Source organism: Shewanella halotolerans (genome assembly GCF_019457535.1).
Taxonomy (GTDB): domain Bacteria; phylum Pseudomonadota; class Gammaproteobacteria; order Enterobacterales; family Shewanellaceae; genus Shewanella; species Shewanella halotolerans.
Map to the genome: position 1 here is coordinate 2,155,066 of NZ_CP080417.1, position 25,660 is coordinate 2,180,725.

The 25,660-nt window shown below is 55.6% G+C and carries 21 protein-coding genes and 1 riboswitch; of the genes, 14 read left to right on the top strand and 7 right to left on the bottom strand.

The window, feature by feature from the left end; all coding sequences use genetic code 11:
- The first annotated feature begins 87 nt into the window (after positions 1-87).
- The 5 genes from def (at position 88) to K0H81_RS09170 (ending at position 7,730) form a co-directional block, all read left to right on the top strand.
- Entirely contained in the window at positions 88-579 is a 492-nt protein-coding gene (gene def / locus K0H81_RS09150) for a peptide deformylase (protein WP_220060656.1), read from the top strand.
- 359 nt (positions 580-938) lie between these two features.
- Positions 939-1,739, top strand: a complete 801-nt coding sequence (gene imuA, locus K0H81_RS09155) for a translesion DNA synthesis-associated protein ImuA (RefSeq protein WP_220060657.1) — start codon at positions 939-941, stop codon at positions 1,737-1,739.
- Positions 1,740-3,734 (top strand): Y-family DNA polymerase, encoded by a 1,995-nt coding sequence (locus tag K0H81_RS09160; protein WP_220060658.1) that lies wholly within the window; start codon positions 1,740-1,742, stop codon positions 3,732-3,734.
- Positions 3,734-6,985, top strand: coding sequence for an error-prone DNA polymerase (locus K0H81_RS09165; RefSeq protein WP_220060659.1), 3,252 nt, complete (start codon positions 3,734-3,736; stop codon positions 6,983-6,985). The genes K0H81_RS09160 and K0H81_RS09165 overlap by 1 nt, the downstream gene beginning before the upstream one ends.
- Positions 6,986-7,151: 166 nt before the next feature.
- Entirely contained in the window at positions 7,152-7,730 is a 579-nt protein-coding gene (locus K0H81_RS09170) for a DTW domain-containing protein (protein ID WP_220060660.1), read from the top strand.
- Here K0H81_RS09170 and trhA read toward each other — a convergent pair.
- The gene (trhA, locus tag K0H81_RS09175; protein ID WP_220060661.1) at positions 7,704-8,399 is read right to left on the bottom strand and encodes a PAQR family membrane homeostasis protein TrhA; all 696 of its coding nucleotides are present in this window, start codon (positions 8,397-8,399) and stop codon (positions 7,704-7,706) included. The genes K0H81_RS09170 and trhA overlap by 27 nt on opposite strands.
- 418 nt (positions 8,400-8,817) lie before the next feature.
- On the opposite strand from trhA, the gene K0H81_RS09180 reads away from it, so the two are divergent.
- From K0H81_RS09180 to K0H81_RS09220, 9 genes are all read left to right on the top strand, one after another.
- Positions 8,818-9,732, top strand: a complete 915-nt coding sequence (locus K0H81_RS09180; protein WP_220060662.1) for a hypothetical protein — start codon at positions 8,818-8,820, stop codon at positions 9,730-9,732.
- A gap of 146 nt (positions 9,733-9,878) precedes the next feature.
- A riboswitch (TPP riboswitch) is annotated at positions 9,879-9,977 on the top strand.
- Between the two features lie 177 nt (positions 9,978-10,154).
- A complete protein-coding gene (gene thiC, locus K0H81_RS09185; RefSeq protein ID WP_220060663.1) occupies positions 10,155-12,191 on the top strand; it encodes a phosphomethylpyrimidine synthase ThiC in 2,037 nt (678 codons plus the stop codon).
- A gap of 2 nt (positions 12,192-12,193) precedes the next feature.
- Positions 12,194-13,981: a bifunctional hydroxymethylpyrimidine kinase/phosphomethylpyrimidine kinase gene (locus K0H81_RS09190; RefSeq protein ID WP_220060664.1), complete on the top strand. Its 1,788-nt coding sequence runs from the start codon at positions 12,194-12,196 to the stop codon at positions 13,979-13,981.
- Positions 13,968-14,816 (top strand): HesA/MoeB/ThiF family protein, encoded by an 849-nt coding sequence (locus K0H81_RS09195; protein WP_220060665.1) that lies wholly within the window; start codon positions 13,968-13,970, stop codon positions 14,814-14,816. The genes K0H81_RS09190 and K0H81_RS09195 overlap by 14 nt, the downstream gene beginning before the upstream one ends.
- Positions 14,809-15,018 carry a sulfur carrier protein ThiS gene (gene thiS / locus K0H81_RS09200; RefSeq protein WP_220060666.1) on the top strand — a complete coding sequence of 70 codons (210 nt, stop codon included), beginning with the start codon at positions 14,809-14,811 and terminating at the stop codon, positions 15,016-15,018. The genes K0H81_RS09195 and thiS overlap by 8 nt, the downstream gene beginning before the upstream one ends.
- Position 15,019: 1 nt before the next feature.
- Complete coding sequence (locus tag K0H81_RS09205) at positions 15,020-15,793, top strand: thiazole synthase (protein ID WP_220060667.1); 774 nt, start codon at positions 15,020-15,022, stop codon at positions 15,791-15,793.
- A gap of 4 nt (positions 15,794-15,797) precedes the next feature.
- Positions 15,798-16,916 carry a 2-iminoacetate synthase ThiH gene (gene thiH / locus K0H81_RS09210; RefSeq protein WP_220060668.1) on the top strand — a complete coding sequence of 373 codons (1,119 nt, stop codon included), beginning with the start codon at positions 15,798-15,800 and terminating at the stop codon, positions 16,914-16,916.
- A gap of 102 nt (positions 16,917-17,018) precedes the next feature.
- Complete coding sequence (locus K0H81_RS09215) at positions 17,019-17,288, top strand: chemotaxis protein (RefSeq protein ID WP_220060669.1); 270 nt, start codon at positions 17,019-17,021, stop codon at positions 17,286-17,288.
- A gap of 414 nt (positions 17,289-17,702) precedes the next feature.
- Positions 17,703-18,659: a putative metalloprotease CJM1_0395 family protein gene (locus K0H81_RS09220; protein ID WP_434086884.1), complete on the top strand. Its 957-nt coding sequence runs from the start codon at positions 17,703-17,705 to the stop codon at positions 18,657-18,659.
- On the opposite strand, the gene K0H81_RS09225 is transcribed toward K0H81_RS09220, so the two are convergent.
- Genes K0H81_RS09225 through K0H81_RS09250 form a run of 6 tightly spaced genes read right to left on the bottom strand, consistent with a single transcriptional unit; the run spans position 18,636 to position 25,635 of the window.
- Entirely contained in the window at positions 18,636-19,547 is a 912-nt protein-coding gene (locus tag K0H81_RS09225) for a LysR family transcriptional regulator (RefSeq protein WP_144204298.1), read from the bottom strand. The two genes, K0H81_RS09220 and K0H81_RS09225, sit on opposite strands and share 24 nt — an antisense overlap.
- Positions 19,548-19,562: 15 nt before the next feature.
- A complete protein-coding gene (locus tag K0H81_RS09230) occupies positions 19,563-20,714 on the bottom strand; it encodes a DUF3541 domain-containing protein (protein ID WP_220060671.1) in 1,152 nt (383 codons plus the stop codon).
- The gene (locus tag K0H81_RS09235; RefSeq protein ID WP_220060672.1) at positions 20,689-22,455 is read right to left on the bottom strand and encodes a gluzincin family metallopeptidase; all 1,767 of its coding nucleotides are present in this window, start codon (positions 22,453-22,455) and stop codon (positions 20,689-20,691) included. The genes K0H81_RS09230 and K0H81_RS09235 overlap by 26 nt, the downstream gene beginning before the upstream one ends.
- Positions 22,418-23,374, bottom strand: a complete 957-nt coding sequence (locus K0H81_RS09240) for an alpha-L-glutamate ligase-like protein (protein ID WP_220060673.1) — start codon at positions 23,372-23,374, stop codon at positions 22,418-22,420. Before K0H81_RS09240 ends, K0H81_RS09235 begins: the two co-directional genes overlap by 38 nt.
- A 2-nt stretch (positions 23,375-23,376) precedes the next feature.
- Positions 23,377-24,882, bottom strand: coding sequence for an inactive transglutaminase family protein (locus K0H81_RS09245; protein WP_144204302.1), 1,506 nt, complete (start codon positions 24,880-24,882; stop codon positions 23,377-23,379).
- A gap of 15 nt (positions 24,883-24,897) precedes the next feature.
- Positions 24,898-25,635: an ATP-dependent zinc protease family protein gene (locus K0H81_RS09250; protein WP_220060674.1), complete on the bottom strand. Its 738-nt coding sequence runs from the start codon at positions 25,633-25,635 to the stop codon at positions 24,898-24,900.
- Between the last annotated feature and the right edge of the window lie 25 nt (positions 25,636-25,660).

Here is a 25,660-nt window from a genome sequence, read left to right on the forward strand (position 1 = left end):
AAACCCGATTGCGGTTGCCTTTAATGTGATTTCGGTCATAATGGCGCCACTTTATATGCCTAATTTGATTAACCAGAACCTGAGACTATGCCTGTACTCGATATATTGACCATTCCCGATGAGCGCCTGAAACGTAAGGCCAAGCCCGTAGAAGACATTGCCGCCGTGCAAGGTTTTATCGATGATCTTATCGAAACCATGTACCACACAGACGATGGCATAGGGCTGGCCGCTACCCAGGTGGGCAGCGAACACGCCATCTTAGTGATTGATCTGTCTGAGGATCGCGATCAGCCCTTGGTGGTGATTAACCCTGAGTTCGTCGAGCGTTCGGGTGAGATCGTCGGCGAGGAGGGTTGTCTCTCAATTCCTGGCTACCGCGCCAAGGTGACACGTTTCGAGAAGGTGAAGGTCAAGGCGCTTAACCGTGAGGGTGAGGCCTTTGAGATCGAGAGCGATGACTTCCTGGCTATCGTGCTGCAACACGAGATGGATCATCTCGATGGCAAGGTATTTATCGAGCACCTGTCGCCCCTCAAGCAGCAGATAGCACTCAAGAAGGTAAAGAAATACCGCTAATTGATCCCGCTAATCAATAGCGATAATTGATAACCGATAAAACCACCCTAGGGTGGTTTTTTTGTGCCTGTCTGCCGCTTACTGGCTCGATGCTTTGAGGTGATCTTCCACTCAAATCTTAGCTTTCTCTGCTTGCGATCTGCCAATTTATAAATATACTGTATTTATATACAGTATTTGCGGTATTTATATTGAGCGTGACTCGGTGTGTTTGGGATAACGCCAGGTTAAGTCAGATCTAAGCCCTGGTTTAGGTCTTGGTTTAGGCCCTGGCTTAGGCATTAGTCTTGATGAGGCCTTAGCCTATAGTCCGATTTCCGAGGGGGCGCCTAACCGAACCGAATGAGAGCGGGTGCATCATGGCCTTGGCAGATCTTCAACTTGAACGTTTACTCCAGCGCAGCGATCTCTGGCGCGGCGATGCCTATCATCCCCAGCAAATGGGGCTGGACAGCGGCTATCCCGAGCTTAATCGTCATCTGGGACAGGGAGGCTGGCCTAGTCAGGGGCTGTGCGAGATCTTCTGCTCCAGCGAAGGGATCGGCGAGCTGAGCCTGGCGCTGCCTCTGATGCGCCGCCTGATCCCTAGGCAATCGAGGGAGGAAAGATCTGCCGGGTTGGTGAGTCTGGTGGCGCCGCCTCACGTGCCTTATCCCCAGTCGCTGGCGATGCAGGGGATAGATGTCAGCCGTCTCTTGTGGGTCGATACTCAGACGCCGAAGGAGCAGCTTTGGGCCCTCGAGCAGATCTTAACCAGCGGCGCCTCGCCTCTGGTCTTATGTTGGCTCGAGGCTCTCAGTGTCAGTCAGGCCAGGCGTTTGCAGCTTGCCTGCGAGAAGGGCGAGAGCCTGTGTCTCTGTTATCTGCCAAGCAAGGTCAAGGAGCAGGCTCATCCCGTGCCACTGCGGATCGCCTTGCAATCCAGCACAGAAACCAATACAGAAACGGGGAGTGCTAGGCTTTTCGAGACCCAGGTGGATATTCTAAAGCGCCGTGGTGGCTGGCCAGCGCCGCGCTTCTCCTTATCCCTGCTACCCGAGCTACTGGCCCAGAGTCTGATGCTCGATGTGACTAAACTGCAGGAGCAGGATAAGAGATTGGAAAACGAGCTTAATAAGCAGCAGAGCGGTCAGATCTTACAAGGTCCCTGGAGTGCGTAGATGTTGTGGCTGGCGGTCTATTTTCCCCACTGGTTACTCCAGTATCAAAGCTATCATCAAGGCTTGCCCCAGGGCGGCGAGCTGGCCCTCTTTGAGCGTCAGTCGAGTCAGATTCTGATCGCATCGAGTGCCGCGGCTAAGCAGGGCGTGGAGTCGGGGCAGAGCCTGGCTACCGCCCAGGCGCTCTGTCCATCGCTGCAACTGCTGGCCTATGAATCCTCCTTGAGTCAGGAGGCCAGCCATTGGCTGTGCCAGTGGAGTTATGGTTACAGTGCCAGGGTCGTGCCGCCTGTCTGCCCGTTCGAGCAGGCCCAGCAGCATAGGCTAAATAAGCCGAGTAAGTCACATAAAGCAAGCAAGTCGAGTCGATCCTCTGATGTGCCCAGTGTGGCTGATATCCTACTGCTGGAGGTGGGCTCCATGGTGAAGATCTTCGGTGGTCTGGACAGGCTCATCCGTCAATATCAGAAGAGCGCCCAAGGCTATGGGCTCGAGTGTCAGTTTGCCCTGGGGGAGAATGCCTTGCTGGCTCAGTTGGGATCCAGGTATCTGCCGCTCACTGTGCCTGTTGAAGCTGGGTGTGATGAGCATAGGAATGCGGAACATAGGAACGCGGAACCAAGCCTTGAGCCTGAAAAAGGTGTCACGGCATCTACTCATCTTGCCAAACGAGAAGTGAGAGAAGCAGTCCAAGAAGATAAGGCACAAGGAGAGGAAGGCCAAGGAGAAGAAACCAAAGCCCAATCGAAAGATGATCAAGCGGGGGCGTATTCGGTGAATTTACCTCAGATCGCGCTCAAGCAGGTCGCGTCTCTGCCGCTTTCTGTCTTGCCACTGCCAGGGCATGTGCTGCAGTCTTGCGAGAACATGGGGCTGACTCAGGTGCAGGCGCTGCTCGCCTTGCCCCTCAAGGAGCTTGGTGAGCGATTTGGCGAGCGAGTCTTGACCCTACAGGCTCAGCTTAAGGGGCAGCTGCCTCAGGTGCATGAGTTTTACCAGATGCCAGAGTCTTATCGTCATAAGCTTGAATTGCTCTATGAGGTGAGCCACCTCGAAGGCTTGGCCTTTCCCCTCGGGCGCATGCTAGCAACCCTATCGGCCTATCTGGTGCAGCGCCAGCAGGCGGTGCTGGCGCTGTCATTAACCTTAGTGTTTCGCGATCTGAGTCTGGCGCCACTGCGCTGCGAGATCCGTTATCCCTTCGCCGAGCATAGGGGGGATGCCTTACTTAAACTCTGCCGTGTGCAGCTAGAGAGCCTCACCCTGGCGGCGCCGGTGATCAGTCTGGCCATTCAGGCCGATACCCTGGTGCCGCTATCTGTGCAGACATCCAATTGGTGGCAGGGCGAGGGGAAGAGTGATGCCAGCATGCGTTTGCTCTCACTGCTTGAGGCGCGTCTAGGAGCGGATAAGGTCAAGGGGCTTGAGCACTGCAGTCATCATCTGCCGGAGCTGAGTTGGCAGAGCCGCTCGCTTTCTCAGAGCCGAGCCTCTCAAAGCCAAGTATCTCAAAGCCTAGTATCTCAAAGCCGCTCGGGTGCCCCGGGGGGCAAACTATCTAATCAAGCTGTTTCTCAAAGCACTTCTCGTCAAAGTATGTCTAGTCAAAGTATGTCTAGTCAAAGCGTTTCTACTCAAGGTGCTTCCAGCCAAAAGTTTGAAAGCCAAGCGCTTGAGCGCCAAGCGTATGATCGGTGCGCCGAGCCGAGGGCAAGCTATCAGGGCAAGACCCGGGCGCTGAGCGAGGAGGCGATCTTACTTGCAGATCTGTTTCATGGCCTGTGTGATGGCCGTATCCGGCCCAATTGGCTCCTGCGCCAGCCCGAGCCCCTGGAGCTTGAGTCGGTGAGCCTGCTTAAGGGGCCGGAGCGGCTGCACAGTCCCTGGTCGGCGGCCTCGCCGCGGGATTATTACCTTGCCCGCATGCATCAGGGAGGGCTCTGCTGGGTATTTCGCTCGCCTGAGGGATTATTCCTGCAGGGATGGTTTGGCTAATGTACGCTGAATTACAGTACGCCGAATTGCACGTCCTCTCGAACTACAGCTTCTTGCGCGGGGCTTCCCATCCTCACGAGCTGGTGGAGCAGGCCAAGCGCCTTGGTTATCAGGCATTGGCGCTGACTGACGAATGCTCCTTTGCCGGTGTGGTCAAGGCCCATGAGGCGGCCAAGCGCTGCGATCTTAAGCTGATCCTGGGCGCCGAGTTTCATCTCGACCAGGGGCTGTTCGTGCTGCTGGCGCCTTGCCGTCTCGCCTATGGTGAGATCAGCGCCCTGATCACCAACGCCAGGCGAAGTCAGGGCAAGGGAGAGTACAGGGTGAGCCTGGAGGCCATCTTGGCTCAGCAGCAGAGCCTGCTGCTGTGGCGCCCGCCCACGCTGGCGCAGTTCAGGCAGGCTGGCGAGGCAAGGAGTGACGAGGCAAGGAGTGATGAGGCAAGGAGTGATGAGGCAAGGAGTGACTTGGCCGTAAACGATACGGCAGAGAGTGAGATGGCTGGGGGCGATACGGCAAAGGGCAGTGCGGCACATAGCGATGAGCCTAATCTGTTGTCCCGTTATCGTGATCACATAGCTAGCATCGCCTCACGGCTGGTTGTAGCCTTCCCGGATCGTCTGCATCTGCTGATGGAGCGGCTCTTGCTACCGGGAGAGGCCCTTAACTTGCAACAGTGGCAATGGCTGAGTCAGACTCAGAAGGTCCCCTGTGTGGCGGCCGGTGGCGTGCGCATGCATGAGGCGGAGCGTCAGCCGCTGCTGGATATTTTAACTTGTATCGCCCATGGTCGGGATCTCGACAGCGGCGCGGCGCTATGCTCCATCAACGCCGAAGCGAGCCTCAAGCCGATTGCGGCGCAGCGTAAACGTTATCCTCAGGAGTGGATCGATAACGGCCTGGCCCTGGCCCGTCGCTGCCACTTCTCTCTGGATGAGCTCAAGTATGAGTACCCGGCCGAGGTGGTGCCCGCCGGCATGCAGGCCCGTGACTATCTGGCGCAGGCGGTGCGTGAAGGCGCCAGTCGCCGCTTCCCTAATGGGGTGCCTGATAGGGTGAAGGCGCAGTATGAGAAGGAGCTAGAGCTGATCGCGGCGATGGCCTATGAATATTTCTTTCTGACCATCTATGACATCGTCTGTTTCGCCAAGTCTCAGAAGATCCTCTATCAGGGAAGGGGCTCGGCGGCTAACTCTGTGGTCTGTTACTGCCTGGGGATCACAGAGGTGGATCCCACTAAGATCAACATGTTGTTTGAACGTTTCATCTCCAAGGAGCGTAACGAGCCACCGGATATCGACGTGGACTTCGAGCATGAGCGGCGCGAGGAGGTGATCCAGTACATTTATCGCAAATATGGCCGTGAGCGTACGGCGCTGGCTGCGGCGGTGATCTGCTATCGATTCAAGAGTGCCATGGGCGATGTAGGTAAGGCGCTGGGGATAGATGCCGAGCAGGTAGCCTTGATGGTGAAAAATATCGATCGCCGGGATCCCAAGCATCACTGGACGGCTCAGCTTGCCGACATGTTGCCAGAGGCTGGGCGCGGGCGCATGTTACTGCCCTTGGTGCAGACGCTGATCGGTTTTCCCTGCCACCTGTCCCAGCACGTGGGAGGCTTTATCATTTCGGCAGGGCCCTTGTCTGAACTGGTTCCCATTGAAAATGCGGCCATGGCGGATCGCACCGTGATCCAGTGGGATAAGGATGACCTGGAGAGCCTAGGGCTGTTAAAGGTGGATATCCTGGCCCTGGGGATGCTGACGGCGATCCGTAAGACCTTCGCCTTGCTGAGTCGCCCAGAGAAAGCCTTCTCCATGGCCGATGTGACATGGGAGGAGGCCGAGGTCTATGGCATGTTGCAGGCAGGCGACAGCATAGGGGTGTTTCAGGTCGAGTCCCGAGCGCAGAGTGCCATGCTGCCAAGGCTTAAGCCAGCTTGTTATTACGATCTGGTGGTGCAGATCGCCATCGTCAGGCCTGGGCCTATTCAGGGGGATATGGTGCATCCCTATCTGAGGCGGCGGGACGGCCTGGAGGCGGTGGAATATCCCAGCCCTGCGGTCGAGTCCGTGCTGTCTCGCACCATGGGGGTACCTATCTTTCAGGAGCAGGTGATCCAGCTGGCCATGGTGGCCGCGGGGTTCAGTGGCGGCGAGGCGGATCAGCTGCGCCGGGCGATGGCGAGCTGGAAGCGTACCGGTGAGCTTGAAAAGTTTGAGGCTAAACTGCTCCAGGGGATGGCGGCGCGGGGTTACAGCCAAACATTCGCCGAGCAGATCTACAGACAGATCAAAGGCTTTGGTGAGTATGGCTTTCCCGAGTCGCATTCGGCCAGCTTTGCCCTGCTGGCCTATGTGTCGGCCTATCTTAAACATCATTATCCGGCGGCCTTCTGCTGCGCCTTGCTTAACAGTCAACCCATGGGCTTCTATAGCCCGTCGCAGCTTATTCAGGATGTGCAGCGCCGCGACGTCATGGTGCTGCCGGTATGTGTCAATCACAGTGACTGGGATAATAGCCTGGTGACCCTGCTGGAGGCTGAGCAGCCTGCGATACGTCTGGGATTTAGGCAAGTTAAGGGACTCAGGCTGGAGGAGATCAAAGCCCTTATCGCGGCTCGCCCCGAAGGCGGTTTTACCCGGGTCGAGCAGCTCTATGAGCTAGGTTTATCTCAGGGCTGTTTGACCCTGCTGGCCAGTGCCGATGCCCTGTTGACGCTGGCCGGGCATAGATATCAGGCGCGCTGGCAACTCAGTGCCTATCAGCCGAGCCTTCCGCTGTTCGATGACTTGCCAGCTGTCGCCAGTGAGGTGGTGCTGGCACCCCCAAGTGAGATGGCTGCCATGCAGAGCGACTATCGCCATCTGGGGCTCAGCCTGGGGCGCCATGTGATGGCTCAGCTCAGAGATAAGGCGCCTTTCGTGGGCTGTCGCCGCGCCTGCGAGTTAGCCGATTGTCGTCACGGGCAGCTTGTGCGTGTGGCGGGCGTAGTGGTAGGGCGTCAGCGCCCCGGTACCGCCTCTGGGGTCACCTTTGTGACCTTAGAAGATGAGACGGGTAACATCAATGTGATCGTCTGGAGCGCCACGGCCAGGGCGCAGCGACAGCCATTTTTGACATCAAAAATTTTAAAGGTAACCGGGGTGTTAGAGACTCAGTCTGGCGTGTCACATATCATTGCAGGCAGGCTGGAAGATCTATCTGCTATGGTGAATGATTTTGAATCGAGTTCGCGGGACTTTCGTTAGTGGTCGCACGTTAATCATGCCATCCGGGCGAGCCACAGCAGGCCTTCTAAGCTTGTTCCTGTCATTGTCCTCGTCCTAGCCCTTTGAGGTATACTCATCGCCTTTGGTTTAACGATAGGCGTGAGTTTAGGCTCCAAATACCAGCAAAATGACCGGGAGAGAAAGAGTGAAGTTTGTCTTGTTAACGCACGAGCGGGAGTACGATCGTCCCAGCAACACGGGACAGCTGGCGTTAGCCGCATTCCCTGAGCTGTGTCGTCGTGTGCTCTGGTCGCGGGTTACGCCCAATGAGGCGTTGAAACAGGCCTGCGAATCGGGTGAGGCATTATTACTCTTTCCAAAGGAGCACGATGCAGACGAGACGGACTCAGCCTCGAGCGTGGGCCCGATTGTAAATGCTTCGGCCGTGAGCTCGAGCGAGAAAGAGGCTATCATGCCCGAGCAGCTTCTGCTTAAAAAAGAGGGGGAGCAGGGCGTGCGTCAGGTGATCATTCTCGATGCCACCTGGCAGGAGGCCAGAAAGATGGTGCGTCAGAGTCCCTATCTGCAAGCGGCGAAAAGGCTGACGCTGCAGGAGAGCGAGCCATCACGTTATCGCCTGAGGCGGAATCAGTTATCTCAAGGTCTGTGCACCATAGAGTGCATCATCAGCCTGATGCACAGTTTAGGGATGAGCCAAGAGGCGCTGCAACTCAATGAGGCGTTTGCTCTCTTTATGTTAGATCACCGTCAGGTAGACGCATAGGAAGTGGCTGAGGGCGCCGGCGAGGACAAACAGATGCCAGATGGCGTGATTAAAGGGGATGCGCTTACCCACATAGAAGATCACCCCGACGCTGTAAAAAATTCCGCCAGCCAGGAGAAGCTGAAAGCCTAATGGACTCATGGCCGCAAGCAGCTGCTTCATCACTATGACACACAACCAACCCATCACCAGATAGAGTACCAGGCTAAAGATCTTAAAGCGGTGAATAAACGCAGTCTTAAACAGGATACCGCCTAGGGCCAGACACCAGATGGCGATGAGAATGGCATCGGCCTCGACACTGTCGAGCAGGATCTGCATCAGCGGCGTATAGGTGCCGGCGATTAACAGGTAGATGGCGCAGTGATCGGCTATCTTGAGCTTATGCTTTAATTTAGGCGCCGAGACACTGTGATAGAGCGTTGAGCAGAGAAACAGGAGTATGATACTCAAACAGTAAAGCGCCAATCCGCTCAGTTGTAGATCGGTTAGCCTGTCCCATCCCTTGTGCAGTGAAAACGCTAGCGCCAGAATGCCTGCAATGACTCCAAGACCATGGCTGAGGGCGTTTGCCAACTCTTCTGCTCGGCTGTAGGGGGCTACCGTGGTTGCTAAGCAGGGCTGATCACTCATGCTGATCTCTTGGGGCGGCAGGGTTTGTGGTGGCATTAGACTCTCTAAAACTGGTTAGACCTCGTTAATGGTGAGTCTAACAGCATGCTGGTGCAAAAGAAATAGTTAAGCGTACACGTGTATGCTTAACTTGGGTTTTGTTTTGTTAACAGTTGAATTTATAGTATTTTAATTTTCACTCTGTCCACTATCTATTCTTGATTGAACTAATAGCATCTCTTCTTCTCTAAAATGCTAAGTTTCCTAAGGAAAGGATGAGTTGCTATTGCGAGTGCACCCCAAGGATAGTCAATCTTCCTGGCTTGACCTCAATCTTAATCTAAACCTTAATGCTGATATTGATGTCGAGCAGTTAGTCTTCTGCCATCTCGTCAACGATCCATTAGCGAGTGAGCACGCCGGGCAAGGCTATTATGATAAAAGTCCTCATGCTAAAAGCCCTCGTGTCGAAGCTATGGCGGCGAAGATTGGCTGGAGAGAGTTGTTTATCTTCTTGGTTGTCTTGCTGGCGCACCTTGCATTGCTGGCCCTGCTGAGTTGGCAGTTTAAGGGGCCATATCTGGCTCAGGAATCAATTGAGCGAGACAAGAAGGCCATCAGTGCCTATATGCTCACTCAGACAGAGTTTGACGCCATGAAGGCCAAATCTCGCCCTGCCGAGGTACCAGTAAACGCGCCAAAGCAAGATACGCTTAATCAAAGGGCTGAAGTGACAGAGGACAGTCCGGCGCCGATTTTCGCTCAGCAAAGTGCCGAGCCGATTAAGCCGAGTCCAGAGAAGGGGGCGTCAGCGACTCAAGTTACTGGTTTCCAGCCTAATGTTACCCAAGCAAGTGTTGATCCTGCCCTTGATCCAGCAGTTGAGCTCTCCGAGCCTAACATCGTCTCTAAAATCGAGGTGCCCGCTGACACTCAGAAAGAGAATGAAGCATTCTCCTTCGATGGTACGAAAGGTCTTAATCTGGAGAGGGGAGCAACAGACTCGGAAGCGGTAAGCGCTGCAACTGGTGATTATATGGCGAGGCACAGACAGGAGCAGCTGGACAAGCTAGTTGAGCACGCCGCCGACAAGGCCACCCAGAAAAAGTCGATGAGCGAGATGGATGGCAAGATGAGAGTGTTAGCCCTGCCTAAGGAGAACGAGTATGAGACGGCAATCACCTTAGACAGCAAGGTGGATCCCAATCGCATCGTCAAGATAGGGGATACCTGTTATCGCGTGGTGAGTGTGGCGACACCAATTAACCCCCACGGGGAAAACTTAGGCTTCCCCTTTAAGTGTGGTGGCGACAAGGTGAAACAGGCGATTAAAGACTCTCTCGATAAGCATCTGAGTATGATGGGAGTGAAGGTTAAAGATAAAAATTAGTGTGATATATTTTCATTCAAATAATGATTTTGGTCTTGTGTTTTCCTCAAGCTTTTGATTTTACTTGGTTGTTGTGTACGGTTAATTTGATGTTAGTATTCATTTAAAGGGGCTTGCCACCCTCAATCCCTTAGGTCTATACTGAGGCCCTCTTGTCGGAGTGCCATTAGGCTGAGACCGTTTATTCGGGATCCGTTGAACCTGATCAGGTTAGTCCCTGCGAAGGAAACAAGCATAATATGACCTTAGTGTCCCGCCGTTTTTTATCGGCCAATGGGATTAAAATCGCCGCAAATTTGGCGAGCGCAATCCCAATGACACCCAGCATATTTTTGAATCAGGCCATTTGGCCTGACTCAATGCCCTCAACGCCAAACTTCTCCAGACAAGCAACTTCATCTAACCCTATAGTGAGATTGCTTATGTCAACACGTCGCGAAATGCGAGCAGAGGCCCAGGCCTTTATCGATAACCTCAAACCCTTACAACACCCTAATTCGCAGAAATTTTATCTCAGCGGCAGCAGACCGGATCTCAAGGTCGCCATGAGGCAGATCTTTCAGTCAGACACCCTGATTGGCGGCACGGCCGAGGCGCCTGTCTATGAGAAGAATCCCTCCATCACAGTCTATGACTGCGCCGGACCCTATTCAGATCCCGAGGCCGATATCGATGTGCGTCGTGGTCTTGTTAAGCTGCGCAGCGAGTGGATTGCCGAGCGCGGCGATACCCGGGAACTCGAGCAGGTCAGCTCAGGTTTTACCCAGCAGCGTCTGGCCGATGAGGGGCTGGATCATCTGAGGTTTGAGCAGCTGCCCAAGCCAAGACGCGCCCTTGAAGGTAAGGTGGTGACTCAGATGCACTACGCCAGACGTGGCATCATTACCCCAGAGATGGAGTATGTGGCCCTGCGTGAGAACATGGCTCGCGAGACAGTGACCGACGAGGTGCTCAATCAGCGCGCGCCGGGTGAGAGTTTCGGCGCCAAGCTAGGTGAGCCGATCACGCCAGAGTTTGTGCGTCAGGAGTTGGCGGCGGGCCGGGCAATCTTACCGCTCAATATCAACCACCCTGAGGCCGAACCTATGATCATCGGCCGTAATTTCCTGGTGAAGGTCAACGCCAACATAGGTAACTCGGCGGTTACCTCCTCTATCGAAGAGGAGGTGGAGAAGCTGGTGTGGGCCACCCGTTGGGGGGCGGATACCGTGATGGACCTTTCTACCGGTCGCTATATCCATGAGACCCGCGAGTGGATCATCCGTAACTCGCCGGTGCCCATCGGAACTGTGCCCATTTATCAGGCGCTGGAGAAGGTCAATGGCGTCGCCGAAGATCTCACCTGGGAGATCTTCAGAGATACCCTGATCGAGCAGGCAGAGCAGGGGGTGGATTACTTTACCATTCACGCCGGTGTGCTCCTGCGTTATGTGCCTATGACGGCTAAGCGCCTCACAGGCATAGTCTCTCGCGGCGGCTCCATCATGGCCAAGTGGTGCCTCTCTCATCACAAGGAAAACTTCCTCTATGAGCATTTCGATGAGATCTGCCAGCTGTGCGCCGCCTACGATGTCTCTCTCTCGCTGGGGGATGGCATGCGACCAGGTTCCATCGCCGATGCCAACGACGAGGCACAGTTTGCCGAGCTGGAAACCTTAGGCGAGCTGGTTAAGAAGGCCTGGCAGTATGACGTGCAGACCATCATCGAAGGGCCGGGCCATATCCCGATGCAGCTTATCAAGGAGAACATGGATAAGCAGCTCGAGCTATGTGACGAAGCGCCGTTTTACACCCTAGGCCCTCAGACTACCGACATTGCCCCAGGCTATGATCACTTCACCTCAGGCATAGGCGCGGCGATGATCGCCTGGTATGGTTGCGCCATGCTCTGTTACGTGACACCTAAGGAGCATCTTGGTCTGCCAAACAAGGAAGATGTGAAGCAGGGGCTGATCGCCTATAAGATCGCGGCCCATGCCGGCGATGTGGCCAAGGGGCATCCCGGCGCGCAGATCCGCGACAACGCCTTGTCTAAGGCGAGATTCGAGTTCCGCTGGGAAGATCAATACAACCTGGGACTGGATCCCGACACCGCCAGGGCGTATCACGACGAATCACTTCCTCAGGAGTCGGCCAAGGTAGCCCATTTCTGCTCTATGTGCGGCCCCAAGTTCTGCTCGATGAAGATCACCCAGGAGGTGCGCGAATACGCCGCGGCCCAAGCGATCGAGGTGAGGGAGATTGAGGTTGAGCAGATTGACGTTACTGCTAGCGCGCCGAAGGTAGATATTCAACAAGGGCTGGCGCAGATGTCGGCGCAGTTTAAGCAAAGTGGTAGCGAGCTCTATCACAGCGCGGTGAAGCAAAGCCCCGCCATTGAAAGTGCCTCTCTCGAACGTGCCGCTCTTGAAAGTACTTCTCTTGAAAGTACGGCTCTCGAAAAAGCAGAAGAGGTGTAGCCATGTCCGCTGAAAAACCTATCGTCTGGACCATTGCCGGTTCAGACAGCGGGAGCGGTGCGGGCATTCAGGCAGATCTTGCGACCATGGCGGACCTGGGCTGCCATGGTTGCAGCGTGATCACCTGCGTCACCGCGCAAAACTCGGTGGCGGTTAACGGTGTCGAGCCTGTGAGTGAGGCTATCTTGCTCGCTCAGCTCGATACCTTGCTGGCAGACCTGCCGCCCAAGGCGATCAAGATAGGGCTGCTTGCCAATCAGCGTCAGATTAATCTTGTCGCCGATTGGCTGGCGACCCATATTGCGCCACTGAAAACGGGTGATGGCCTGCCTATCTCGATTATTCTGGATCCCGTGATGGTGGCCTCCTGCGGCGATGCCTTGACTGGCGAATCTGCTGTTCAGGCCTCCGCCCAGACCAAAACTAAGCTCAAAACTAAACCTAAAACTAAGCTCAAAACTAAGCCCAAGCACCTTGCCGGGTTGGATTTCAGTCCCTTCGCTAAGCTGCTTACCCTGATGACGCCGAACGCCAGCGAGTTTGGCAAATTGGTGGGGAAAGAAACGGCATCAAGTGATGAGATGCTAGGTCAGGCAAGCGCACTCTCAAAACGCTTAGCCTGTAATCTGCTGATCACAGGCGGTGACAAGGGCTCGCTCTGGCGTAGCGATAGGGCAGAAGATCTCCTTATCTGCAACGCGGTGGCGCATACCTCACCGCTGCACCAGCACACTAGCTTTCGCCTGAGCGGCGAGCGAGTGGATAACCCCAATCATCACGGTAGTGGCTGCACCCTGTCATCGGCGATTGCCAGCTTTCTGGCTCAGGGCTTGGTGCTACATGACGCCATCTTGCTCGCTAAAACCTATGTAGTCCAAGGCATAGCGTCGGCCAAGGCCTTGGGCGCCGGCGCCGGACCACTGGCGCGCACAGGTTGGCCTTCGGGCCTGGTATCGCTTCCCCGTATCACAGAGTTGACCGGCGGGACTCAGTTAAGCTCTTCAGATAGCGCTAGTGATTGTTCTTTACTAGGTTCTTCACTAAGTTCTTCGGCAGCTAATTTTTCAAGGTATAGCTTTCCAAGGCTTAGCTTTCTAAGGCTTAAGCGTCCCATCGGGGTGTATCCCGTGGTGGATAATCTGAATACTTTGGAGCAGGTGCTTGCCGCCGGGGCCACCACGGCGCAGCTGCGGATCAAGCTTGAGGATGATGGCCAAGCAGGTCGCAAAGGAGAAGAAAGCAAACAAGGGAAGGGCAAACAAGAAGAGGGCCAAGGCGCTGCCGCGTTAGAAGCGCAGATACAAGCGGCTATCGCGCTGGGGCGCAAGTACGATGCTCAGGTGTTTATCAACGATCACTGGCAGCTGGCGTTAAAGCATGGCGCCTTTGGCATCCATCTGGGGCAGGAAGATCTTTTTGAGGCGGATCTCAATAGGATCGCCGAGGCGGGGATCGCCCTGGGTGTCTCCAGTCATGGCGTGTTCGAGTTGGCGCTGGCCAGTCAGCTTAATCCATCCTATCTGGCGCTGGGGCATATCTTCCCCACACCGACGAAATCTATGCCTTCTAATCCTCAGGGGCTGAGTATGCTCGCTCGTATGGTCGCGCTTTGGAAGCCTGATTGTCCGAGAGTGGCCATCGGCGGTATAGACGCTTCGCGTTTAGAGCGGGTTAAAGCAACAAACGTAGAGGCGGTGGCCGTTGTGCGTGCAGTGACCCAGGCAGACTCGCCGGGCGAGGCCTATAAACAGCTGGCCAGGACGTGGGAGAAAGCCTATGTCACTCAATGATAGGGCGTTTATCCGATATTCGCGGCAGATCATGTTGCCCGAGGTCGGCGAACTGGGTCAGCAAAGGCTGATGAATGCAAGCGTCGCCATAGTCGGCGTCGGCGGCTTGGGCCAGCTCTGCGCCCAGTATCTGAGCGCGGCGGGGATCGGCCAATTGACCCTGATCGATGATGACAAGGTGGAGCTGAGTAACCTGCCCAGGCAGCTGCTGTTTTCCCATGCCGATTGCGGCCAGTACAAGGCGGAAGTCGCCAGAGACAGGCTGGTAGAAAAAGGCTCTGCTCAAAACAGCCCACTATCAGCACAAGTGCAGATATCGGCCAAGGTTGTGCGTCTGGAACTCCACAACGCCGAGTCTCTGCTCTCAGGTGTGGATCTGGTGCTCGATTGCAGCGACAACTTCGCCACGCGCCAGCACGTCAATGCCGCCTGTGTGGCGCTGGGCACGCCAACAGTGGTGGCGGCTGCGGCCCGCTTTTCTGGTCAGTTGATGGCGTTCGATCTGAGCAAATCCCCGGACAATGGCTGCTATCACTGTCTGTTTCCGGCCGAACTAAGGGTGAGTGAGAGCTGCAGCACCATAGGCATACTTGGGCCCATGGTGGGCACCATGGCCTCGATGCAGGCGCTGCTGGCGATAAAGCTATTGCTGGGGTTACCGGCTCTAGGTGTGCTGCATAGGTTCGACGGATTAACTGGCGAGATGCGAAAGCTCACGCTGCGGCGGGATCCCAAGTGCTCGGTCTGTGTGGCAATTAAAGAATCGAATGAAAAGACTTATGCGATACATGGCGGGACTCCCTGTTCATCGGCCTTAGGAGAAAATGATGAGTGAGATCAGATTAAGTTTGAATGGTCAGTTAATACAGGTGCCAGATAACGCAAGTCTGCAGTCCATGTTGGAGAGCCAGCAGATAGCCCCGGATAGCGTGGCGCTGGTGCGGGCAGGCGAGGTGGTCCCCAAGTCGCAGTGGGCGTTGACCCTATGTGAGGCGGGCGATGTGATTGAACTCTTTGGCGTAGTGGCAGGAGGTTAATATGTTAACGATAGGCGATAGTCGGTTCTCTTCACGCCTGTTTACCGGCACGGGCAAGTTTGCCAGCTCTGATCAGATGTTGGCGGCCTTGGCGGCAAGCGGTTCGCAATTAGTGACACTGGCGATGAAGCGGCTCGATCTTAAGGCGGGCTTCGATGATATTCTGGCGCCCATACGTCAGAGCGGCGTTAAGCTGCTGCCCAACACCTCGGGAGCGCGCAATGCCAAGGAGGCGATCTTCGCCGCCGAGCTGGCTCGCGAGGTGCTGGGTACCTCTTGGATAAAGCTTGAGATCCATCCCGATCCTAAGTATCTGATGCCGGATCCAATAGAGACCTTTAACGCCGCCAAGGTGCTGTGTGAACGCGGCTTTACCGTATTGCCCTATGTGCATGCCGATCCTGTGCTCTGTCGTAATCTGGAATCTGTGGGCTGCGCGGCCGTGATGCCGCTGGGAAGCCCCATAGGCTCAAATCGCGGACTGGAGACGGCGGCATTTTTGAAGATCATCATAGAGCAGGCCAAGGTGCCCGTGGTGGTCGACGCTGGGATCGGCTCACCCTCTCAGGCGATGGCGGCGATGGAGATGGGGGCGAGCGCCGTACTGGTGAACACGGCAATTGCCGCCAGCCGCGATCCGGTCAAGATGGCGCTCTGCTTTGCCGATGCTGTCGCCACGGGGCGTAAGGCCTATGAGGCGGGCCTGGCCCAGGTGCACCAGAGGGCGATTGGCACCAGCCCCCAGCAGGCGCTCACCGCCTTCTTATCGGAGTAAGCCAATGAGTTTCTTGGATATCTTGAGTGGGCTCTCTCGCGAGCAGCTGCGAATGGCGCTCTATTCCACTTCGCCGGCCCAGGTAGAGGCGGCGATCGAGGGTGAGCAGGGAAACTTGAGTCATCTGTTGGCGCTGCTGTCGCCTGCCGCCGAGGAGTACCTAGAGCCGATGGCGCAGCGTGCAGCCGCCTTAACCCGGCAACGATTTGGTCATAACATCGGCCTCTATCTGCCGCTCTATCTCTCAAATCTCTGCGCCAACGAGTGTGACTACTGTGGTTTTACCATGAGCAACAAGCTTAAGCGCAAGGTGCTCAGCCATGATGAACTGGCGGCCGAGATGGCGGTGATCAAGCCTCAGGGATTCGATTCCATCTTGCTGGTTTCTGGCGAGCATGAAACCAAGGTCGGTATCGACTATTTTGCCGAGGTCTTACCCTTGGTGAAGGCGGAATTTAGCCATGTGGCCATGGAGGTACAGCCGCTAAGCCGTGAACACTATGAGATTTTGGTAGAGAAGGGGCTGGATGCCGTGATGCTTTATCAGGAAACCTACGATCCTGAGACCTATCGCAAGCATCACCTGAGGGGCAATAAACAGGACTATGGCTATCGTCTCGAATCGCCGGAGCGGATCGCCCAGGCGGGCGTAGATAAGATAGGCCTAGGGGTGTTGCTTGGGCTCGATGATTGGCGCATGGACGCACTCTTGATGGGCTATCACCTGGATTATCTTGAGCGCCGCTTTTGGCGCAGTCGTTACAGCATATCCTTGCCCAGGCTTAGACCCTGCGTCGGCGGTATCACGCCCAAGGTGCAGTTGACCGACAAGGGCCTAGTGCAACTCATCTGCGCCTTTCGTCTCTTCAACGAGCAGCTTGAGATCAGCCTCTCGACCCGGGAGACGCCTAGTTTGAGAGATGACCTGTTAGGGCTCGGCATCACCCAGATGAGCGCCGGTAGTCGCACCGAACCGGGCGGCTATGTCAATCCGGCCGCTCAGCTAGATCAGTTTGAGATCAGCGACGAACGCAGCGCCGCCGAGGTTGCCAGTGTCCTTCGAAGCCGAGGCTTTACCCCAGTTTGGAAAGACTGGGAGGCAGGCTGGATAGGCGCAGGCTAACCAATTCAAGATGTTAGCCGAGCCCTCTGTAAAGCTGTACTTTGCTTTGCTTTTGATTAATAATTAGCCATAACTGAGATTCATGAAAAAGGGCCATTAACTATGGAAATACCATCGAGCTTTTCATCCGGTCTGACCGGCTTGCAGAGCGCCCAGTCTGGCCTGACTCAGGCTACTGTGGATGTCGCCAAACCCAGCCAGCCTCAGGTGAGTGAAGCAGGCGGCACAGAGACGACTAATGCGGTCAACGCCACAGATAAAACTGAGGCCCTGGTCTCAGCCATCGAATCGAAAAACCAAGGGGAAGCCGCGGTTGAAGTATTAGAGACCGCAAACGAAACCCTAGGTACAGTGATAGATATCAAGGTGTAGGCCATGGCTGGCGCCATGACAACGCCATCTCTTACGGCGATGCGCCTCGGTGCATTGCCGTCTTCTTCTGCTTCAACTTCTTCATCCTCTACAGCTTCTTTATCTTCTTCAAATAGGGCTTCAAGTTCTGTAAGTGCTGTTTCAACGCCAGCAGTCACTCAACAAGCGTCACATGTCAGCCTAAAGGCCAACACCGCGGTTTCCTCGACGCCTTCGGTAGCAACCAGTGTTCTTACATCTGGTCACTTAAGTTCTAGCCTGTCAACGCAAAGCGGCTCAAGTAAGAGCCAGCCTATCTTCAATGGCAGTTCGTCGGCTCAAGGGGGGTATAGCCTCTCCAGCGGGCCGCTCGGGGTAGGTGGCCTACTCAACCAAACGGCGAGCTCTGGTTTTAGCAGTGGCTTGAGCAAAGGTATGGGCAATGGCGGCGGGACCGATGTTGCTTCTACACTACCGGATGCGGGAGGTAGCGCAGCAGGCTCTGGTTTACCCCCAGGTTCGGGAGGTAGCAATGACAAACCAAATGCGAGTATACCAGGCGGACAAGGCGGCGTTGACGTTAGTCGCGGCAGCTCAAATGAGGGTGAAAAGCCGGTAGTCGATATCTTTGGTGTGGCCGAGGAAACCCGCGGCGAGGCGTACAACCCCTTCGCGGATAAGCAAGAGGGGAAAGCCACACCAGGCGATGAGAGTCGCTCACAAGACCCGGAGCTTGCCCGCCAGGAAGCTGAGCTAAAAGAGCTGTCTAGACGTGACGCCGAGGTGAGAGCCCATGAGCAGGCCCATGCTAGCGTTGGCGGCACCTTCGCGCGCAGCCCAAGTTTTAAGTATGAGCAGGGGAGCGATGGCAGACGTTATGCGGTGGATGGCGAGGTGGCGATCGACATCTCAACCGTGCCAGGAGATCCACTTGCAACGTTGAACAAGATGAAGCAGGTTTACGCGGCGGCGATGGCGCCCGCGACCCCTTCGATGGCAGATATCCGGGTGGCCAGCGAAGCTCTGCGTAAGATGAATGCGGCCAAGGCCGAGCTTGCCAAAACGCGTCAGCAAAGCGCTATTACCCCAGACCAGATGAAGCCACTTATCGATGCCGGTAAGAGTGAGCAGCAGCGTCAGCTGCCTGAGCCTGTGACGCCTAAGGTGAGCGGTAGCGTGGATGATAAGGGCAAGATCTCTGCGGCCAGAGTCGATTCACTCTCGCCGCTGGATGATGACAGGAGCCCTTCACAATCGATAGAGCGGATAAGTCGCCAGATCTTGGCGGCCGATGGTCTTTTGTTTACCTCAGAAGCCCTGTCGATGCGCTACCAAGCGGGCGAGTCTGACTCTTCTTCAACATCCTCCTCATCCTTCGCCTTCTCCCTCTAAGACTGAATGATTCTTGAGGATCAACTGCTCCAGCAGCTGTGAGGCGGGTCCTTGCTTGTCGCGGTTGGGGATAACCAGGCTGAGCGGCACCTGACGATGACTCGAGCCCTTGAGCGTCAAGCGGGTGAGGCGACCTTCCTTGATGGCATCGCAGATCAGATGACTCGGGATCCAGCAAAAGCCAAGTCCCTTGGACAGCACTACAAGGGCCTCATGGAAATTGGCTACTGTCCAGCGCCGCTCCGCCTTGAGCCAACCCAGCTCGCCGCGGGCTATCTGACCCGTATCTTTAATCACTATCTGTAGCTGCTCAGCCAGGGTCTGGTCGTCCAGCGGCAACTCCATGCTCGCCAGGGGGTGAGAAGGATGACAGACCAGGTGAAAATCGACGTTGCACAAAGGCTGAGCCAGATGACCCTTCGGCGGCGCGCCGCCTATGATGGCGAGATCCACGGCTTCCGACTCGACCAGCTCTGCGCTGCCGCTGATCACCGAATCTAAGATGGTGATCCGGGTGCCACGCCCCTGAGGCTCAAACTCGGCCAGGGCGTCGATGAGGTGCTCCATGGGATAGATCATCTCGCGGGAGATCATCAGGCTCGGTTCCCAGCCTTTCTCCAGGTTGCTGGCTAACTGCTCCAGCTCACTCACCGAGCGGGTGATGTGGCGAGAACGCCTGAGCAGCACCTCGCCGCTCTCGGTGAGATAAGCCTTGCGTCCTCTGACTTCCAGCAGCGCGACTCCCAACTGGGTCTGCAGTTTGGCCACCGCATGGTTAAGGGACGACTGGCTTTTGTTGAGCTTCTCTGCTGCTTGGGCGTAGCCACCGCAGTCGACGACTGCCTGTAGGATGCGCCACTGCTCGAAGGTCGATTTTGCCTGACTCATACTGCTCCTGCGCTCCTAATGCTTTTCGGCTTTAGATTTTGCTTTATCGGTTTTTGCCTTTGCAGCATCAGCCTTGATGCTGACCAGCTTAGGCAGGTACTTCTTGGTCGCCTTAAGATTATGGAAATAGGGGCCCTGATGCAGGGTCTTAGGCCAATCTAACAGCATCATGGCTAACACGTTGCGGTGCTCACCCAGGGCGAGATCTGGGTTGCCATGGGGTGAGGGTATGGTCTGCACCTCAGGATCGAAGGCGGCCATGATGTGGGCTTGGGTCTTCTTCACTACGGGATTGTCCGACATGCCTGCCAGATGGAAGCTGATGCCGACTTCGGCGATGATATCGTCGGTGGCATCTTTCAGGATCCTGTCTATGTTGGCCTCGAAGTAATCTAAGATCCAGGCAAATTCCTTTCTATCGACCGAATGCTGATAATACTCGCTGGCGGCAAAGATAAAGTGGGTCATGCCGTAGATCTTATTGCGAAACTGCTTCTTGTCGAGTTTGGCGTCGCGACGCTGAGGATAGACGCGATTGAAGCCGTCCTTATACTCCTGCACATAATCGCCAACACCAAGCTGTTTCGCCCAGTAAACATAGTTCACCAGCTGCGCCGCCCAGGCTTCGATCATCGCCTTGTCGGTGAGCCCGCGTTTAAGATCGGTGGCCTTTAGCGCCTTGACCAACTTGTCGTGGCAGGGACCTTGTAGACCAAACTCATCGATGCGGCTTGAAAACCTTAGTAGCACGTCGGTATAGAAGAGAAACTCGGGGAAGGGAGCCAGCGCCTTCTTACGGGCCTTGGCTCTGGGGCCCTTACCCAGCACGTCGATGGCGGCCTGAGCTTCTTGCTGGATAAAACCCGGCTTATCCAGCTGACAGGCATAGAAGGCCTGAGACTCGGTGACAGCGTACAGATCGACCAGGGCCGCATTGGCATACTTGTCATCGCCCGTCATGCGATAGAGGCGGATGCCGTAATGTCCCTGCACCCTCGGTGGCAGCTGGTAGAGGTTATCTTCTAGGTTTTGTTGGATCGCCTGTTTGACACCCTGTGCGTCCTGTGATGCTGTTGTCTTAGCCGAGGTAGGTAGACTAGGGAGCAGCAGGGCGGAGCTGAGTGCGAGTGCCCCAAAGATTCTAGTGTACGGGCTTAAGTTGATCATGTTGGCTCCTTTCTAGGATGGTGGCGACAGATTGCGCGCTGCCAAAAATTGCGGTGAGTTGCTCATCAAGGGACTGTTGCTGCTCGTTGATGAGAAGGAGATCAAAAACGCTTGTTGCCTCCAGCTGAGAGTCACTCAAGATCTGCTCCGCCAGGCGTTGATGCCATAGCGTGAGGTAATAGAGTGGCCCTTGAGTCACCACACCGGTAAAACTGTAGAGGGCGTCATCAGCACTTGGCCAGGGCGCGCCGAAACTGGCACCAAATTCCTGGCTGAGATCCCGGTAGAGTCGATTATCGAAGGTTTGATACGCAGACAAAGCCAGCTTGCTGCGAAATACCTTTAGCTGCTTGGAGAAGGCCTTAAGCTGGGCTTCGCGGCTATTGGATGGCAGCTCGGGCAGCAGCTGTTGGCTTAGATATTGACTCAGCCAGAGACTGGCGATCGCCTGACCATCGCCTAAGGTGTTGTTGAGATAGTAGCGCCCACCGGTGAGCAGGCGAGACACCATCTCGGCCACCGCTGTGATGAGTTGTTCCTGACTGCGAAAATCATTTAGCTGATCTGGTAGGGTCAGGGTCAGCTGACCAAATTGTTGTCCGACCACGGTTTGTCTCAGGGGGCTCAACTGGGCCTTAGATTCCTTAAACGTCGGCGTCTTAAGTGTTACCGCCTGCGCTTTCTCTGTTGGGGGTTGCTCTTGTTTTCCTAACGGCGGATTAGCTAGCTGCGAACCTGCTATTTGGGATTTGGGCGGGCGATCGAGAAAAACATCCCCCAGTAAACGCCCCTTATGCCAAAGCCGCAGCATATTGACGTTAACGGCTTCAAATTCAAGGCCGAATGGAGAAAGTTCGGCCTGAATATTATCCAGCAGCTGCTCACCCGAGCGCGGTGTTACATCGACCTTGGAAAGCTTTGCAAGTAGGGCCCCGAGTGCCCAAGGGGCAGGAGCTAGCTGGGTCTGGCTGTCCAGAAAGCGTTTAACCTGTGCGGGATTGGCGAGCAGCTGATGGCTCAGGGCCCAGCTTGCATAATCGTCGGCGCCATGCTCGAGTGCTATCGTCTGCTTGGTCGTCAATATGAGGGAGATGGCCGCCTGATTCTTCTCCTTGGCCCTTACCTGGTAGGCTAGCCACACCTGACGCTTACAGCTTTCATCTTGTTGATGAATAAGGTAGCTGGCTATCGAACTATCGAAGGCCTGTTCAGCTTGTTCAGTTTCGCCATCAGTAAGGCGGCACTGACTCTGCCCCATGCTGAGCGACAGGTCTTTCTGCTTCAGGCCGTGGGCGACGCTGGCCTGGGCGGTATGGATCTTCGCCTTCTGCTGCTGGTCAATCTGCTCGGCGATCTGCTGCGTCAGCAACTGACCAAACTGGCGCAGCCCTGGCGCGTCGCTTTGAGACCAGTTCTGACTTTGGGTCTTGAGCCAAGGCTCCTGTGCCAGGCGGTCAAACTCATCGGCCAGATGCAGCTGACACTGCAGCAGCGCCTCTTTATCTTCGGCATTTAAGGGATAGTGGCGATAGAAGCGCACGCTGTCTTTGAGGTTGAACAGGCCGATCAACTCGCGTTCGAGTCGCACACTGGCATCGAGCGGCGTGCCGCTCTCCTGTGCCTGAGACAGGGAAACCCGATAGTCGATACACTGCTCGCTGAGCAGTGTGATAGGAGAGGCGGCCAGGGCCGCCGGACTGAAGTTAAGCGCTAGGGAGACTGCTAAAATGCGTTTTAGCATAGGCGACGCGCTCTTCCACTGACATAGATTTGTTCTTCATCTGCTCGACATGTTTTAGTCTTGGCAGCAGGCCCTGGCCGTTGGCGATCTGAATCGCCAGACCCGGACGGGCGTTGAGCTCAAGCAGCAGAGGACCAAGCTTTTGATCCAGCACCATGTCGGTACCCAGATAACCCAGCTCACTCATCTCATAGGCCTTAGAGGCCGTATGCAGTAGGGTATCCCAATGGGGTACCTGGATCTCGGTGAGCCTCTTGTCGGTATCCGGATGCAGATCGAGCGGACGGTCAAACTGCACCGCATGCAGGCCGCGGCCGGTGCCGATATCCAGGCCAACGCCCACGGCGCCTTGGTGCAGGTTAGCCTTACCGTCGGACGCCGCGGTGGATAGCCTGAGCATTCCCATCACAGGGAAGCCCTTGAAAACGATCAAACGAATATCGGGCACCCCTTCGAAGGAGTAGCCGTCGAATACGGGGTCGAACTCGATGAGTCCCTCGACGATGGCCACGTCTGGCTTGCCGCCCAGGGAAAAGAGGCCGCTCAAGATGTTAGAGATATGGCGGTCGATCTCGCTTGGGGTCACCTCATGACCGTTAGGCTTGAAATAGTGGCCATTTTCCACCTTAGTGATCACTAAGATCCCTTTACCGCCCGAACCCTGTGACGGCTTGATCACGAAGCCGTCACGGTTGTTGACCATCTCGGGAATGTGCATGATCTCATGTTGCTGACAGACGGTGCCGATAAGCGCCGGCACGGCGATATCGTTCGCCAGAGCCAGTTGCTTGGTGGTGAGCTTGTCATCCACTCGCTTGTAGAACTTGCGCGGGTTATAGCGACCTATGTAGTCGATGTTGCGCTTGTTCATGCCAAGTACGCCGTTTTCCTTCAGCTTTCGGGGCTTTGCAAACAGCATAGTTATTCTCCCGCTAAAGGTCTAAAGCGTCTAAGTTCCAATAACTTATAACCTGTGTACTGGCCCATCAGGAGCACAGTTGCCAGGATCACCAGATGGATACCCAGGAAGTTAAATACCCAGTGTTGTACCCAGGTGGCGCTCATGGCCAGGTAGGCTAAGGTGGCAACAAACAGGCTGCCGCCGCCCTGAACCATTACCTCTTTGGCGCCTTCCTCTTCCCAGAGAATCGACATACGTTCGATGGTCCATGCCAGGATGATCATCGGGAAGAAGGTGATGGTGAGACCCTCGCTTAAACCGAACTTATATGAGAGCAGGGTAAACAGGCCTATGATGCCGATCACCACTATGATCACCGCGGAGATCCGCGAGATCAGCAAGAGGTTGAGATCCGACAGATAGGAGCGGATCATCAGGCCGAAGGCGACGATCAGCAGGAAGCCAACAAGGCCGGTCAGCAGGGTAGTCTGAATAAAGGCCAGGGCGATCAGCACGGGCATGAAGGTACCCGAGGTCTTGATACCGATGATCACCCGCAGGAACACCACCACTAGCACACCAATTGGGATCAGCAAGATACCCTTAAACAGGCTCTGCTCTTCCAGCGGTAGCTGATAGAGGGAGAAGTCCAAGGCATTCTTGTTCTTCAGCATATCGATAGAGGTGGCGAGCGCCGAGCGGGTGTCTTGCAACATGGAGAAGTTAACCTGAGAGTTAACCCCGCCCACTACGTCCAGTGTCGACTTGGCGGTTCTGTCCCAGATAAGCAGGTTGTCAGGGCGTCCCTGAGTACCATCGTTGGGATTGAAGATGATCCACTGACCCTGATGATAGACCTCAACATAGTTGGTCAGCTGCTGACGACGACGTTGATCTTCTAAAAACAGACCACTGACCTTCTTGGCCGGGATCCCCTTGCTGTTGAGCATGCGGATAAACAGTTCGGCGCGGGAGTTACTGGTCAGCAGTAGCTCAAGGTTCTGGCTGCGCTCGGTGGCGTTGAAGCTCTTGTTAAGCTGCTGAGCAAATGACAGGTTTGTGGCGCTGCGCGACCAGATCTCGTTCATCACCTGCTCGGCGGCGGCCAACTCGGTGGCCGGCCAGTTATAGGCCTGCGGCGCGTCGGGTTCTTTGTCGGCCGGGATCTCATTCTTGCCGGTCGGTACCAGGGTGACCTTATAGTAGAGATCTTGCTGACCGATCGCCTCGCGGGTCGACCAGGTGACCTGACGGCCGGTGTCATCTTCTGTGGCTGACAAGCCGTAGCCTGGAGAAGTGGCGTTTTCCGCTAAGATCTCAAAGGCAGGATCCTTGGGCAGCGAGAAGGTCACCTCGGCAGGCTCGCCGGTGCCCTGAAAACTCACCTTGGCATCCACGGCCCAGCTCTGTACCTGCTCGCCCGGGAGGAAGGGGACATTATGTTCTATGCCACGATAGACGCTGGCGGCCATGCCCGCAATAAACAGCAGGGCCACTAAGATATAAAAAGGTTTTTTAGAGTGCATCGAATTTACATCCTGTTATTTGGCTGTTTTTGATGGATTGTTCTTACCGTGCACAAAAGTCTGTCCTACATCGACGACGGCAATGTCTTGCATAAACTTACGTCCCAGCAGCAACTGATAGTCGAGGTGACTACGATCGACCAGGTTGAGATCGGTTTCCGCCTTGTAATTGCCAATCTGCAGATGGGCATGGATCACCGGGCGTCTGTCATTCTTATCATCGGCATCTTGCTTGATGCGTACGAAGCGCTCGACCTTAGACTCGAAGGTCTGTGATGGCTTATCGGCGCCTTGAGTGAAGACATCGAAGCGCACCCACTGCTTGCCATTACGTTCGAACAGTATGATGTTGTGGGCATCGAGCGATGAGGATTCGGCGCCGGTATCGATACGGGTCTCAAAGCCAGCCTTGATCTCATCGACATAGACGTGTTCTACCGCGCCCAGGATAAACTTGTCACCGATTGGGGACGGGTCGCACTGCATAGGGACCTGCACCACCTGCTTTTCAGGATGGGACTTGACAGCCGCCACCTGCTTGGACAGCTGCTCTAGCTGGGCTGACAGGGAAGTCAGCGCCGCCTGCTGTTCGCTTTGGCTGGTGCTTATCAGGGTGACTAGCTCGCTCTTCTGCTCGCTCAGGCTGGCATTGAAGGTGTCGACATCGACAGGCGCGGGCTGCTTAGGATCTTGGGTGGCTGCGCAGCCTACCAGGCTGGTTACCAGGGCGAGAGTGGTCATCTGTTTTAACATAGTGCTTCCCGTTTACTATTTTTGT

Coding starts and splice junctions, on each gene's coding strand:
- imuA (WP_220060657.1), top strand. CDS start 939: ATGGCCTTGGCAGATCTTCAACTTGAACGTTTACTCCAGCGCAGCGAT.
- K0H81_RS09195 (WP_220060665.1), top strand. CDS start 13,968: ATGTCACTCAATGATAGGGCGTTTATCCGATATTCGCGGCAGATCATG.
- def (WP_220060656.1), top strand. CDS start 88: ATGCCTGTACTCGATATATTGACCATTCCCGATGAGCGCCTGAAACGT.
- thiC (WP_220060663.1), top strand. CDS start 10,155: ATGTCAACACGTCGCGAAATGCGAGCAGAGGCCCAGGCCTTTATCGAT.
- thiH (WP_220060668.1), top strand. CDS start 15,798: ATGAGTTTCTTGGATATCTTGAGTGGGCTCTCTCGCGAGCAGCTGCGA.
- K0H81_RS09160 (WP_220060658.1), top strand. CDS start 1,740: ATGTTGTGGCTGGCGGTCTATTTTCCCCACTGGTTACTCCAGTATCAA.
- K0H81_RS09240 (WP_220060673.1), bottom strand. CDS start 23,374: ATGCTGTTTGCAAAGCCCCGAAAGCTGAAGGAAAACGGCGTACTTGGC.
- trhA (WP_220060661.1), bottom strand. CDS start 8,399: ATGCCACCACAAACCCTGCCGCCCCAAGAGATCAGCATGAGTGATCAG.
- K0H81_RS09205 (WP_220060667.1), top strand. CDS start 15,020: ATGTTAACGATAGGCGATAGTCGGTTCTCTTCACGCCTGTTTACCGGC.
- K0H81_RS09245 (WP_144204302.1), bottom strand. CDS start 24,882: ATGCACTCTAAAAAACCTTTTTATATCTTAGTGGCCCTGCTGTTTATT.
- K0H81_RS09250 (WP_220060674.1), bottom strand. CDS start 25,635: ATGTTAAAACAGATGACCACTCTCGCCCTGGTAACCAGCCTGGTAGGC.
- K0H81_RS09220 (WP_434086884.1), top strand. CDS start 17,703: ATGGGCAATGGCGGCGGGACCGATGTTGCTTCTACACTACCGGATGCG.
- K0H81_RS09190 (WP_220060664.1), top strand. CDS start 12,194: ATGTCCGCTGAAAAACCTATCGTCTGGACCATTGCCGGTTCAGACAGC.
- K0H81_RS09230 (WP_220060671.1), bottom strand. CDS start 20,714: ATGATCAACTTAAGCCCGTACACTAGAATCTTTGGGGCACTCGCACTC.
- K0H81_RS09180 (WP_220060662.1), top strand. CDS start 8,818: ATGGCGGCGAAGATTGGCTGGAGAGAGTTGTTTATCTTCTTGGTTGTC.
- K0H81_RS09165 (WP_220060659.1), top strand. CDS start 3,734: ATGTACGCTGAATTACAGTACGCCGAATTGCACGTCCTCTCGAACTAC.
- K0H81_RS09215 (WP_220060669.1), top strand. CDS start 17,019: ATGGAAATACCATCGAGCTTTTCATCCGGTCTGACCGGCTTGCAGAGC.
- thiS (WP_220060666.1), top strand. CDS start 14,809: ATGAGTGAGATCAGATTAAGTTTGAATGGTCAGTTAATACAGGTGCCA.
- K0H81_RS09235 (WP_220060672.1), bottom strand. CDS start 22,455: ATGCTAAAACGCATTTTAGCAGTCTCCCTAGCGCTTAACTTCAGTCCG.
- K0H81_RS09225 (WP_144204298.1), bottom strand. CDS start 19,547: ATGAGTCAGGCAAAATCGACCTTCGAGCAGTGGCGCATCCTACAGGCA.